Below are 12,800 nucleotides of genomic sequence, written 5' to 3' on the forward strand. Positions count from 1 at the left end.
CGGGTCGATCCCCCAACTCGGCGAATATCCGTGCGTAAGCGGCGGACTACCTGCGGGGGTCGGCGATAACGACAAACATGGTTAGCCTGAGAGGCCAGTGAGAATCCTGCGGCAAACGAGGCTCGACGTCGCGAACCCAACGGCGGGTCCAGGTGCTCTCTACAGAGCTGCCGTGACGGCGACGAGGAGGAGGCCCGTGACACAACAGACCTGGGACGAGGTGGGCGGCCTGTTGCCGCACGACGAGTTCCGCGCCGCCAGCGAGGCCATCGTGGCCAACATCGAGCAGGTCATCGAGGGTAAGACCGCCACCGTGCGGCTGGCCCTGGCCGTTCTGCTCGCCGAGGGTCACCTCCTCATCGAAGACGTTCCCGGCGTCGGCAAGACCAAGCTGGCCAAGGCCCTGGCGCGGTCCATCGACTGCACGGTGCGCCGGATCCAGTTCACCCCCGACCTGCTGCCCAGCGATGTCACCGGCGTCAGCGTCTACAACCAGGAGACCCACGACTTCGAGTTCCGCCCGGGGGCCGTCTTCGCCAACCTGGTCGTCGGCGACGAGATCAACCGGGCGTCGCCGAAGACCCAGTCGGCGTTGCTGGAGTGCATGGAGGAACGGCAGGTCACCGTCGACGGCGTGACCTACCAGCTACAGACCCCGTTCATGGTCATCGCCACCCAGAACCCGATCGAGATGGAGGGGACGTACCCGCTGCCCGAGGCGCAGCGCGACCGGTTCACCGCCCGGATCGCGATGGGTTACCCCGACGCCGGCGCCGAACTGGCCATGCTGGACGGGCACGGCGGCACCGACCCGCTGAACGAGCTGCGCCCGGTCTCCGACGCGGACATCGTCCGGCAGCTCATCGCCACCGTCCGGCAGGTGCACGTCGCGGACGCCGTCAAGCAGTACGCCATCGACCTGGTCACCGCCACCCGGGAGGCCCCCGACCTGCGCCTCGGCGCGTCCCCCCGGGCGACCCTGCAACTGCTGCGCACGGCCCGGGCGGTCGCCGCGCTGGAGGGCCGCGACTACGTCCTCCCCGACGACCTGCAGGCCCTGGCGGTGCCGGTGCTCGCGCACCGGATCATCCCGACGGCCGACGCGCAGCTCGCCCGACGCACCACCGACGCGATCGTCTCCGAGCTGGTGCACCGACTGCCGTTGCCGCACGACCGGCAACGCAGCCCCTACGACACCCGGCCCGCCACCGGCAACGGTCGCGCGCCCTACGAGCCGCGGAGGCCGTGACGTGCGTGCCGGGCTGCGCGGGTTGACCACCCGCGGGCGCTCGTTCCTCGCGGCCGCGATCGCGGCGGCGATCTCGGCCGTCATCCTGGGCGAGAAGGACCTGCTCCGGGTGGCCGTGCTGCTGGCCATCCTGCCGCTGCTGGCCGCCGCCTACGTGGGTCGCAGCCGCTACAAGCTGGCCTGCAACCGGTCGCTGGACCCGCACCGGGTCCCGGTCGGGGCCAACTCGCGGGTGGTGCTGCGCCTGCAGAACCTCTCCCGGCTGCCCACCGGCACCCTGTTGCTGGAGGACCGGCTGCCCTACGCGCTGGGCAGCCGGCCACGGGTCGTGCTGGAGCGGCTCGGCGCGCACCAGGCCAGCTCCGTGGCGTACACGGTCCGTGCCGACGTGCGGGGCCGTTACGACGTGGGCCCGCTGGTGGTTTGGATGACCGACCCGTTCGGTCTCTGCGAGCTCACCCGGGCGTTTCCCAGCACCGACCACCTGACGGTCATCCCGCAGGTCACGCCTCTGCCGTCGGTCCGGCTCCCCGGGGAGTACGCGGGCAGCGGCGACAGCCGGGCGCGTTCGGTGGCGGTGCACGGCGAGGACGACGCGGCGACCCGGGAGTACCGCCGGGGCGACGACCTGCGCCGGGTGCACTGGAAGTCCACCGCCCGCACCGGCGAGCTGATGGTGCGCCGGGAGGAGCAGCCCTGGGAGAGTCGGGCCACGGTCGTCCTGGACACCCGCGCGTACGGCCACCGGGGCGACGGCCCGACGGCGAGTTTCGAGTGGGCGGTCTCCGCCGCCGCCAGCATCGCCGTGCACCTGCGGCAGGCCGGCTACAAGCTGCGCCTGGTCACCGGCTCGGGGGTCGACGTGGACGCCTCGGAGGGCGGCGGCGACGGTGTGCTGCTCGACCACCTGGCCGAGGTACGTCTGGACCAGCGGGCCGACGTGACCGGGCTGGTGCAGCGGGTTCGGCAGCGCGCCGACGGTGGTCTGATCATCGGGCTGTTCGGCATGGTGAGCGTCGCCGAGGCCGAGTTGCTGGCCGGGCTGCGGGGCAACGGCGCGACGTGCGCCGGTTTCCTGTTGGACAGCTCCACCTGGCTGAGCCTGCCGGAGAAGGCCCGCGCCGAGGCGGAGCACGCGCACGGCGCGGCGGTGCTGGCCATGGTGCGCAGTGGCTGGCGGGTGGTCGGCGTCGACCACGGCAGCCGACTGCCCGCGCTGTGGCCGCAGGCCGGCCGAGGATCTCAGGGCTTCGCCCTGCGCGCCGCGCTGGCCGAGACGGTCGCCGGCGGCGTGCGATGAACGGAAGGTTCCCCTCATGATCGCCAGCCGGAACACCGGCGCGGTGGCGGCCGCCGCGACACTGCTCGCCGCCGCGCCGCTGTCGGCCATCTTCCAGACCTGGACGTGGCTGATCCAGTGCGTGATCGCGGTAGCCGTGGTGGCCGGGGTCGCCGCGCTGACGCGGCTCGTCCGCGCACCGCTCTGGGGTCAGGTGCTCGGCATGCTGGTCGCCCTGTTGCTCGCGCTGACCTGGCTGTTCCCCAGCGGCAGCGAGCTGCTGACCTTCCTGCCCACGCCGGCCACGATCGAGCACTTCGCCGACCTGCTCGCCGGCTCGGCGCAGGACATGCGCTCGTACGGCGTCGAGGTTCCGGACACGGACCCGCTGCTGTTCATCACCGTGCTCGGCGTCGGTGGGGTGGCCGTGCTCGTGGACCTGCTGGCGGTGGGGCTGCGGCGGCCCGCGCTGGCCGGGCTGCCGATGCTCGCGATCTACTCGGTGCCGGTCGCCGTCTACGTGGACAGCGTCCCCCCGGCGCCGTTCGTGGTGGGCGCCGCCGGTTACCTGTGGCTGCTGGTCACCGACAACGTCGACCGGGTCCGTCGGTTCGGCCGGCGGTTCACCGGCGACGGTCGGGACGTCGACGTGTGGGAGGCGTCGCCGCTGGCCTCCGCCGGCCGTCGGCTCGCCGTGGTCGGCGTGGTGGTGGCCGTGGCGCTGCCACTGGCGGTGCCCGGCATGACCGGTGGGCTGCTCGACACGCTCTCCGGCGGCACGGGCAACGGCAGCGGCACCGGCCGGGGCGCGGGCGGTTCGTCCGGCCGGATCGACCTGTTCGCGTCGCTCGCCGGCCAGCTCAACCAGTCCGAGGTGGCCGACCTGGTCAAGGTGACCACCTCCGAGCCGAACCCGTTCTACCTGCGCTACGCGGTGGCCGACGAGCTGCGCCCGAGTGGTTTCCAGGCCCGCAACCCGAGTGGCCGGCCGGCCAACCGGGATCTGCCGGACCCGACCGAGCGGGCCGGCCAGGGAGTGCAGCAGATCCGCTACCAGGCGACCGTCGAGGTCACCAAGAGCCTCAGCATGTCCCTCATGCCGGTGTACGCCGAGCCGGTGCGCACCGAGGGCCTCAACAGCAACTGGCTGTACGACCCCAGCCAGCAGGTCATCTTCTCCAACCGGGAGAACTCCCGGGGTCGCAAGTACTCCTTCGACTACGTCCGCTCGACGTACACGCCGGCGGCGCTGCGGGCCGCTCGGCCGCTGCCCGCCGACCATCCGGTCCGCCGCCAGCTCACCGCCACCCCCGGGCCGGTGCCCGAGGTGGAGGAGCTGGTCAAGGGGTTGACCCAGGGCAAGCGCACCGACTACGACCGCGTGCTCGCGATCTACCAGCACTTCTCGGCGGAAAACGGGTTCAGCTACCGGCTCAGCACCGAGAGCGGCAGCAGCGGCCAGGACATCGTCAACTTCCTCACCAACAAGGTCGGCTACTGCCAGCAGTACGCCGCCGCGATGGCCTGGCTGGTCCGTTCGGCCGGCATCCCGGCCCGGGTCGCGTTCGGGTTCACCAATGGCAGCAAGCGCGACGGCGACACGTACACGCTGACCAACCTCAACCTGCACGCCTGGACCGAGGTCTTCTTCGACGGGATCGGCTGGGTGCCGTTCGACGCCACCCCGGCGTACGGCGTGCCCGGCTCCACCCGGTCGGCCTGGGCTCCGGACACTGACGCGCCCGAGCCGTCCAGTCCGGAGACGGGCGCCACGGACAGCCCGACCGGCCCGGACTCGTCGGCGGGGCCGGCCGGCCCGGACAACGCCGACCGCGACACCGACTCCGGGCTCTCCCTCGGCGGTGAGACGCCGGCCGAGCAGCCGCCGGTCTGGCCATGGTGGACGGCGGGCGTGCTGGCCCTGTTGGCGCTGCTGGCGGTGCCGGCGCTTCGTCGACTGGCGCTGCGTCGGCGGCGGGCCGGCCGGGCCGACGCCATGGTGGCCACCGCCGCCGGGGACGACACCCCGTCGGCCGACGGCAAGCCGGTGATGGTGGTCGAGGCGGACGCCAGTCGCGCTCGCGCGGACGCGCACGCCGCCTGGGCGGAGCTGCTGGACACGATGGTCGACTTCAAGGTCCGGGTGGACCAGACCGAGACGCCCCGGGCGACCGCGGACCGGCTGGTCCGCGATGCCCTCGCCGACGACACGGCGGCGGTCGGAGCGGCGCGTCTGCTCGGCCGGGCGGAGGAGCGGGCCCGGTACGCGCGGAACCCGCTGACCGGCGAGCCGCTACCGCCGGCGCTACGCGCGATCCGCGGCGCGCTCGCCACCCGGGCGGATCGACGGACCCGACTGGTCGCCACCGTGCTGCCGCCCTCGGTGCTGTTGCGTTGGCGGATCGCCCTGGCGGACGCTTCCGGCCGCCTGGTGGCGCTGACCGGGCGGATCCGCTACCGGCTGCTGCGCTGGAATCCGCGGCGGATGCTGGCCGACCGAGCGGCCCGCTGACCGACGTCTGTCACGTTCGGGGCGACGGCCGGCGGCCGTCGCCCCGAATGTTTGATCGACTCCGGGTCGGCGATGTGGGCGGATCCGAGCCTCTGGAAACGCCCACATCGGCGACCTGGCCTGGATCTTCGCGCCCACCGAAGACACGCGCGGAGAGCGGCAGGCAGCGTGCATGCGCGGGAAGCGGCGGGCGCGCGCGGGAAGCGGCGGGCAGTCGGGGAGGGTGGCGGGGCGCACGGATACGACAGTGGTCGCCGGGGCGTTCCCGGCGACCCGCTCGTCGCGGTGTACGGCCCACCTCAGCGGCGGGACGGGCTCAGCGGTGCCCCTCCGGGCGCTGCCGCCACCTGTCTTCCATCCGGTCCAGGATCGACCGGCGGCGACCGGACCGGCCACCGCGGGGACGACGACTCGTCGTGCCACCCACCACGTGCAGGTCAGGTGACTGCGCCCGCCGGTGCGACTGCACCGCGAACGCGGCCGACGCCAGCATGACGACAAAGCCCGCCACCGCCAGCGGTGGAGTCTTGATCACCGCGCCATAGACCAGTAGAGCCAAGCCAGCGATGATCACGCCGGCAGCGACGAGCAGGCGACGCCGCGCGTGGAAGCGCGGATCGCTGGCGCGCACGGCCGAGGCGAATTTGGGGTCCTCGGCAAGCGACCGCTCGATCTGCTCGAACAGCCGCTGCTCGTGCTCCGAGAGCGGCACGGCACTCCTCCCCGGTCACGTTGGTCGGGCCCACTCGGGCCGACAGACCGTGGCAGCCAACCGGCTGCTTACCCGCAAGTCTACGAGGGGGGTCGCGCGTCGGAAAGCGGGACGACCTACGGGTGGGGCGGATTTTCCTTTCGATGGGCGTCACGGTCGCCCATCAGACTGGCCGGACCTATGACGGACCGCCCGAATCGGGCAGCAGCGGCGTCCGCGGCAGCTTCCGCCTCCCGCCAACCGCGCTCGGGCGCGCCGAGGGTGAGCTGCCGGGGAGCGCCCTGCGCCGGGGCGAGCCCTTCCACCCGGACACCGACGAGCCGGATCCGCTCGCCCGGGTCCAGTGCGGTGTAGAGCGCCCAGACCGTGTCGAACATCTCGCGGGCCGCGTCGGTGGGCACGCCGAGGGTGCGGGAGCGGTTGACGGTGCGAAAGTCGGCCAGCCGCACCTTGAGGGTGACCGTGCGCCCGACCTGGCCGGAACCGCGCAACCGGACGCCGACCTTCGCGCTGAGCGCCAGCAGGGCGCGGCGGATCTCCACCGGGTCGGCCACGTCGGCGTCGAAGGTCACCTCGGCGCCGATCGACTTGTCGACGTGCTCCGGGGTGACCCGCCGCGGGTCACGCCCTGCGGCCAGCTCGTGCAGGTGCGCCGCGGACGCCGCACCCACCGCGCGGCGGAGCATGCCCAGCGGTGCCGCGGCGAGGTCGCCGACGGTGGCCAGGCCGAGCCGGCGCAGTGTCTCGGCAGCCCGCTCCCCCACGCCCCACAGCGCGTCCACCGGTAGCGGGTGCAGGAAGTCGAGGACCTGCCCCGGAGGCACGACCAACAGACCGTCGGGTTTGGCCCGGGTGGAGCCCAGCTTGGCCACGAACTTGCTGGGCGCCACCCCGACCGAGCAGGTCAGCCCCTGCTCGTCGACGACCCGGCGCCGGATCAGCCGGGCGATCGTCGCCGGGGAGCCGAACAGTCTGCGGGCACCGGTCACGTCGAGGAACGCCTCGTCGAGGGAGAGCGGCTCGACCAGCGGGGTGACGTCCCGGAAGATCTGCATGACCGCCCGGGACGCGGCCGTGTACGCGGTGAAGTCCGGAGGCAGGTAGACCGCGTGGGGGCAGCGGGCGCGGGCCTGGCTGGTCGGCATCGCGCTGCGGACCCCGTACCGGCGGGCCTCGTAGCTGGCCGAGCTGACCACGCCGCGCGGCCCCACCCCGCCGACGACGACCGGCCGGCCGCGCAGCTCGGGCCGGCGGCGTACCTCGACGGCGGCGAAGAAGGCGTCCATGTCGACGTGCAGGATCGGGCTGGCGGAGTCGTCGGCGTCCGGCCCGAAGCGCGGATCGTCGCCCCGGGGCAACGATTGGCTGCGACCCATCCCGGCAGGTTAACCCGGGGGTACGACAGCACCACCGGCCGACCGGCCGGACCGCGCGCCGCTCAGCCCCGCACGACCAGCAGCGGCACGGTCAGCTCGGCGGCGGTGTCCGCCCCGTGGTACGCCACCAACTTCGACGCCATCGGCCGCTCGGTGCGGCTGGCCATGACGGCGTACGTGTCGTTGCAGGTCACCACCACGTCGCCGATCCGTTCCAGGTGCTCCTCCGGCACCGGCCCGAACCAGCCGGTGGCCACCGTCTCCGCCCGGGTACGCACCCGCGCCGCGTCGCCGAGCACCGCCGACCAGGCGGCCACCACGTCGTCCACCGCGCCCGGCTCGACGTGCAGGTAACGCACCCGGGCCTCGCCGGCGACCACCCGGACCCCGTCGCGCAGCCGTGGATCGGTGTCCAGGTCGAAACGGTGCGTCAGGGGCACGTCGAGCTGCCCGTGGTCGGCGGTCACCAGCAGCGCCGCGTCCGGTGGCAACCCGTCGACCAGCCGGGCGAGCAGGTTGTCCACCTCGGCGGCGGCGACCCGCCAGGGCGCGGAGTCGACTCCGCTGAGGTGCCCGTGCCGGTCCAGGTCGGCGTGGTAGCCGGAGACCAGGGTCGGCCCCGGGCCGGCGGACAACGCGGCCAGCATGGTGGCAGCCACCTCGTCGACGCCGGCGGCGCCCCGGAAGTCGCCACCCCGGTTGGCGGCCAGGGTCAACCCGCTGCCGCCGAACTCCGGCCGGCTCACCACGCTCACCGCCACCCCGGCCGCGCGGGCCCGTTGGAGCTGCGTGGGCACCGGCTGCCAGCGCAGCGGCGACGGGTCGGCGGCCCAGTCGGTGTGGGTGAGCACCCGGTCGGTGCCGGGCACCCGCACGGTGAAGCCGAGCACCCCGTGCGCTCCGGGCGCGACGCCGGTGCCCAGCGTCACCAGGCTCGTCGGGGTGGTGGACGGGAAACCGGCGATGAGCGGCCGACCCACCGTCGCGGCCAGCCCGGCGAGGGTCGGCGCGTGCGGCGCGGCGGTCGGCACCTGGTACCAGCCGAGCCCGTCGACCAGCAGCACGGCGATCCGGCGTACCCCGGCCAGGGCGGGGGCCAGCCCGAGCGGGTCGGTCGACCCGGGCACGCCCAGCACGGCGAGCGCGCTGGGCAGCACGTCGGCGAGCCGGTCCCCGCTGTGCGCCGGGCCGAGGACGGCCAGCGGCGGCGGCCCACCACCCGGCGCGACGATCATGCCGGCCGGCGGGCGAACAGGTGCAGTTGGGCGGCCAGGTCCCGGTACGGGGACTGCGCGGCCAGCGCCAGTTCCAGCTCGACCAGGGCCGCGGACTGCCCGTCGGCGACCGCGGCCGGCAGGAGGTCGGCCAGTACGCGTACCCCGTGGATCTCCTCGACCGCCAGCCCGGCGGCGGTGAGCAGCGCGGCGGCGCCGGGGGCGTCGTAGCGGCGGCGCAGCGTGTCGCGCGGCCCGGCGGTGCCGGCCGGGTCGGCGGCCAGCGCCGCCGCGACCTCCAGATGGCCGTTCATGGCGCGGCCCAGCACGGCGGCGGCCCGCCCCGCGACCAGGACGCTCGCCGCGCCACCGGGGCGCAACGCGCTGGCCAGCGCGGCGACCACCGGAGTGGGGTCGTCGACGACCTCCAGGACGGCGTGGCAGAGCACCAGGTCGACGCTGGCCGGCTCGACCAGCCCGGCCAGGGCGTCGCCGTCGCCCTGCACGGCCACGATCCGGTCGGCGACCCCGGCCTCGGCGGCCCGACGGGTGAGCGCGGCCAGCGCGTCCGGGCTCGCGTCGACGACGGTGACCCGGTGCCCGGCGCGGGCCAGCGGGACGGCGAACCCGCCGGTGCCGCCGCCCACGTCCAGCACGGTCAGCTCGGCGGCGCCGCGCCGGTCCAGCTCGGCGCGGAGCACCGACCAGATCACGGCGGTACGGGGGGTCAGCGGCGGCCCGGCGAACCGGCCTCGGGTCTGCTCCACCCGGTCGAGCCTAGTGGTCAGGACTCGGTGCCCTCGACCGCGTCCTCGGCCCGGGACCGGCGCTCGTTGGCCACCGGACCGTTGGTCACCTCGTACTCGCGGGGATCGGTGAGGTGCGACGGCATCCAGCCGGAGCCCAGCCGGGTCCGCCGGGCGTTGGCGATTCCGCCGCCGGTGTACGTGTGGTTCCCCATCACTTGTCATTCCCCCTCACGGATCACGGGCCGCTCTGCCCGCTCAGGACGAGTCTCCCGCCCGGCGACGCCGAAAACCGTAATGTGGATCACTGGATCAGCGGAAGTCACGGGACGCGGGGCTAACCGGCGGCTCGATCGCGTCCAGCCGGTCGGCGACCAGGTTGGTCACTCCCTCGTGCCGTTGCAGTCGCCCCCGGACCACCAGTGCGGCGCTGGTGCGGGCCACCCGCCGGTAACGCTGCCACAGCCCCGGTGAGCAGGTGACATTCAGCATCCCGGTCTCGTCCTCCAGGTTGAGGAAGGTCACCCCGCCGGCGGTCGCCGGGCGCTGCCGGTGGGTGACGATGCCGCCGACCCGGATCCGCTGGCCCGGCTCCACCCGACCGAGCCGGGCGATCGGCACCGCGCCGAGCACGTCGAGCTGCCCCCGGATGAACCGGGCCGGGTGGCTCTCCGGCGACAACCCGGTGGCCCACACGTCGGCGACCAGCCGGTCCACCGCCTCCATGCCGGGCAGCGTGGGCGCCGCCGCGCCGGTCACCGTGCCGGGCAGCCGGCCCGGTCGGTCCTGGGCCGCCGCGCCGGCGGCCCAGAGCGCCTCCCGCCGGGTCAGCCCGAAACAGGCGAAGGCGTCCGCGGTGGCCAGCGCCTCCAGCTGCGCGGCGGTGAGACCGACCCGCCGGGCCAGATCCGGCATATCGCGGTACGCCCCGCCGGCCGCCCGCTCGGCCTCGATCCGCTCGGCCACCTCGGCGCCGAGGGTACGCACGCTGGACAGTCCGAGCCGGACGGCCGGGCCGCCCAGTCCCCAGGCGTGCGGCGGCTCCCCCGGCCCGCTGCCCCACCGGGTGTCCGGGGTGGACTCCAACACCGCCAGCGCCCCGCTGGCGTTGATGTCCGGGCGGCGGACCTCCACCCCGTGCCGGCGGGCGTCGTCGACCAGGGTCTGCGGGGAGTAGAAGCCCATCGGCTGGGCGTTGAGCAGCGCCGCCAGGAACGGCGCCGGGTGGTAGCGCTTGAGCCACGAGCTGGCGTACACCAGGTAGGCGAAGCTCATCGCGTGGCTCTCCGGGAAGCCGTAGCTGGCGAACGCGGTGAGCTTGCGGTAGACGTCGTCGGCCAGCTCGCCGGTGATGCCCCGCTCGGCCATCCCGGCGTAGAGCCGGTCGGCGATGCGGGTCATCCGCTCGACCGAGCGTTTCGCCCCCATCGCCCGGCGCAGCTGGTCGGCCTCGGCCGCGTCGAAACCGGCCAGGTCGATGGCGAGCTGCATCAACTGCTCCTGGAACAGCGGCACACCCAGGGTCTTCTCCAGCGCGTTGCGCATCAACGGGTGGGCGAAGGTCACCGGCTCCTGACCGTTCTTGCGCCGGATGAACGGGTGCACCGAACCGCCCTGGATCGGACCCGGTCGGATCAGCGCCACCTCGACCACCAGGTCGTAGAACTCGCGGGGCTTGAGTCGGGGCAGGGTGGCCATCTGGGCGCGACTCTCCACCTGGAACACCCCGACCGAGTCGGCCCGGCAGAGCATGTCGTAGACCTCGGGGTCGTCCAGCGTCATGTCGCCGAGGTCGAGCCGGGACCCGATCATGTCGTAGCCGTAGTGCAGCGCGGAGAGCATGCCGAGGCCGAGCAGGTCGAACTTCACCAGGCCGACGGCGGCACAGTCGTCCTTGTCCCACTGGAGCACGCTGCGGCCGGGCATCCGCCCCCACTCCACCGGGCAGACCTCGATCACCGGACGGTCGCAGATCACCATGCCGCCGGAGTGGATGCCCAGGTGCCGGGGGAACGTCTGCAGCTCGTTGGCGTACTCCACCACCTGCTCCGGGATGCCCTCGACGTCGACCGTGGCGACCGAGCCCCACCTGTCGATCTGCTTGCTCCAGGCGTCCTGCTGACCGGGTGAGAAGCCGAACGCCTTGGCCACGTCCCGCACCGCCGACCGGGGCCGGTAGGAGATGACGTTGGCGACCTGGGCGGCGTGCTCCCGGCCGTAGCGGGTGTAGACGTGCTGGATCACCTCCTCCCGGCGGTCGGACTCGATGTCCACGTCGATGTCCGGCGGACCGTCCCGCTCCGGGGCGAGGAACCGCTCGAAGAGCAGCCGGTGCCGGACGGCGTCCACGTTGGTGATGCGCAGCGCGTAGCAGACCGCCGAGTTGGCCGCCGAGCCCCGACCTTGGCAGTAGATGTCCTGCTCGCGGCAGAACGTGACGATGTCGTAGACCACCAGGAAGTAGCCGGGGAAGCCCAGCTCCTCGATCATGTTCAGCTCGTGGTCGAGCTGCGCGTACGCCGTCGGGTGCGCCTGCGGCGGCCCGTAGCGCTCGTGTGCCCCGTCGGCGGTCAGCTTGCGCAGCCAGCTCATCTCGGTGTGCCCCGGCGGCACCGGGTACGCCGGCAGTTGCGGCGCGACCAGTTGCAGGTCGAAGGCCAGCTCGGCGCCGAACTCGGCGGCCCGCGCCACCGCGCCCGGGTACGCGGCGAACCGGGCCGCCATCTCCGCGCCGCTGCGCAGGTGGGCGGTGGCCGCCGCGGGCAACCAGCCGTCGATCTCGTCGAGGCTGCGCCGGGCCCGGACGGCGGCGACAGTGGTGGCCAGCCGACGCCGACCGGGGCTGGCGTAGTGCACGTTGTTGCTGGCCACCGTCGGCAGCCCGGCCGCGGCGGCCAGCTCGGCGAGCGCGTCGTTGCGGTCGGCGTCGACGGGATGCCCGTGGTCGGTCAGCTCCACCGCCACCGTCTCCGCGCCGAACAGCGCGGTCAGCCGGTCCAGTTCGCGGGCCGCCGCGTCCACTCCCTCGGTGAGCAGCGCGCCCGGCACGTGCCCCTTGCGGCAGCCGGTCAGCACCAGCACGTGGTCGCGCAGCTCGGCGGCGACCTCCTCCAGGTCCCCGTAGATCGGGCGGCCCTTCTCCCCGCCGCGCAGTTGGGCACGGGCGATGGTGGTGGCCAGCCGGGCGTACCCCTCGTGGCCGTGCGCGAGCACCAACAGGTGCGCGCCGTGCGGGTCGGGTTCGCCGTTCTGCGGGCCGGGCAGCCCGAGGGACAGCTCCGCGCCGAAGATGGTCGGCAGGCCCAGCGTGCGGGCCGCCTCGGCGAAGCGGACCACCCCGTAGAAGCCGTCGTGGTCGGTGACGGCGAGCGCGGTGAGCCCCAACCGGGCCGCCTCCTCGGCCAGCTCCTCGGGATGGCTGGCGCCGTCGAGGAAGCTGAAGTTGGTGTGCGCGTGCAGCTCCGCGTAGGGCACCACGCCGTCGGGGCGGGGCAGCTCCGGCGGCTGGTACTGCTCGCGCCGGCGACTCCAGGCCGGGGAGTCCCCACCGTCGGCGTCCACGGCGAGCGGGTCCACCACGTGCAGGTGCCGCTCCTCGCGCGACCGCCCGCCGCCGGAGCCGCCGCTGGCCCGGCCGGAGAGCACCCGCTCCAGCTCCGACCAGGGCATCTTCGGGTTGTGAAAGCTCATCCGCCCGCTCCGCCCGCTCCGC

9 protein-coding genes are annotated in these 12,800 nt (G+C 74.0%); 3 read left to right on the top strand and 6 right to left on the bottom strand.

Annotation, left to right across the window (positions count from 1 at the left end; all coding sequences use genetic code 11):
- The first annotated feature begins 196 nt into the window (after positions 1–196).
- From ABZT87_RS10070 to ABZT87_RS10080, 3 genes are read left to right on the top strand one after another with little or no spacing between them, the layout of a single operon-like run.
- Entirely contained in the window at positions 197–1,249 is a 1,053-nt protein-coding gene (locus tag ABZT87_RS10070) for a MoxR family ATPase (protein ID WP_234590654.1), read from the top strand.
- A gap of 1 nt (position 1,250) precedes the next feature.
- Positions 1,251–2,549 carry a DUF58 domain-containing protein gene (locus ABZT87_RS10075; RefSeq protein WP_355134889.1) on the top strand — a complete coding sequence of 433 codons (1,299 nt, stop codon included), beginning with the start codon at positions 1,251–1,253 and terminating at the stop codon, positions 2,547–2,549.
- A 16-nt stretch (positions 2,550–2,565) separates the two neighbouring features.
- A complete protein-coding gene (locus ABZT87_RS10080; RefSeq protein WP_355134891.1) occupies positions 2,566–5,040 on the top strand; it encodes a DUF3488 and transglutaminase-like domain-containing protein in 2,475 nt (824 codons plus the stop codon).
- A 316-nt stretch (positions 5,041–5,356) separates the two neighbouring features.
- On the opposite strand, the gene ABZT87_RS10085 is transcribed toward ABZT87_RS10080, so the two are convergent.
- The 6 genes from ABZT87_RS10085 to ABZT87_RS10110 all read right to left on the bottom strand — a co-directional run bounded on the left by ABZT87_RS10085 (position 5,357) and on the right by ABZT87_RS10110 (position 12,778).
- The gene (locus ABZT87_RS10085) at positions 5,357–5,752 is read right to left on the bottom strand and encodes a DUF3040 domain-containing protein (RefSeq protein WP_234590673.1); all 396 of its coding nucleotides are present in this window, start codon (positions 5,750–5,752) and stop codon (positions 5,357–5,359) included.
- 116 nt (positions 5,753–5,868) lie between these two features.
- Positions 5,869–7,128 (bottom strand): DNA polymerase IV, encoded by a 1,260-nt coding sequence (locus tag ABZT87_RS10090; protein ID WP_355134893.1) that lies wholly within the window; start codon positions 7,126–7,128, stop codon positions 5,869–5,871.
- Between the two features lie 62 nt (positions 7,129–7,190).
- Positions 7,191–8,363: a nucleotide pyrophosphatase/phosphodiesterase family protein gene (locus ABZT87_RS10095; RefSeq protein WP_355134895.1), complete on the bottom strand. Its 1,173-nt coding sequence runs from the start codon at positions 8,361–8,363 to the stop codon at positions 7,191–7,193.
- Entirely contained in the window at positions 8,360–9,130 is a 771-nt protein-coding gene (locus tag ABZT87_RS10100; protein WP_354862385.1) for a methyltransferase domain-containing protein, read from the bottom strand. The genes ABZT87_RS10095 and ABZT87_RS10100 overlap by 4 nt, the downstream gene beginning before the upstream one ends.
- Positions 9,127–9,303 carry a hypothetical protein gene (locus ABZT87_RS10105; RefSeq protein ID WP_354862384.1) on the bottom strand — a complete coding sequence of 59 codons (177 nt, stop codon included), beginning with the start codon at positions 9,301–9,303 and terminating at the stop codon, positions 9,127–9,129. The genes ABZT87_RS10100 and ABZT87_RS10105 overlap by 4 nt, the downstream gene beginning before the upstream one ends.
- A 97-nt stretch (positions 9,304–9,400) precedes the next feature.
- Positions 9,401–12,778: an error-prone DNA polymerase gene (locus ABZT87_RS10110; protein WP_355066878.1), complete on the bottom strand. Its 3,378-nt coding sequence runs from the start codon at positions 12,776–12,778 to the stop codon at positions 9,401–9,403.
- Between the last annotated feature and the right edge of the window lie 22 nt (positions 12,779–12,800).

This window comes from Micromonospora sp. NPDC005237, from assembly GCF_040607775.1.
Taxonomy (GTDB): Bacteria; Actinomycetota; Actinomycetes; order Mycobacteriales; family Micromonosporaceae; genus Micromonospora.

Excerpts from the sequence above, each read along its gene's own strand:
- ABZT87_RS10110 (WP_355066878.1), bottom strand. The coding sequence starts at position 12,778 with ATGAGCTTTCACAACCCGAAGATGCCCTGGTCGGAGCTGGAGCGGGTG.
- ABZT87_RS10105 (WP_354862384.1), bottom strand. The coding sequence starts at position 9,303 with ATGGGGAACCACACGTACACCGGCGGCGGAATCGCCAACGCCCGGCGG.
- ABZT87_RS10095 (WP_355134895.1), bottom strand. The coding sequence starts at position 8,363 with ATGATCGTCGCGCCGGGTGGTGGGCCGCCGCCGCTGGCCGTCCTCGGC.
- ABZT87_RS10080 (WP_355134891.1), top strand. The coding sequence starts at position 2,566 with ATGATCGCCAGCCGGAACACCGGCGCGGTGGCGGCCGCCGCGACACTG.
- ABZT87_RS10090 (WP_355134893.1), bottom strand. The coding sequence starts at position 7,128 with ATGGGTCGCAGCCAATCGTTGCCCCGGGGCGACGATCCGCGCTTCGGG.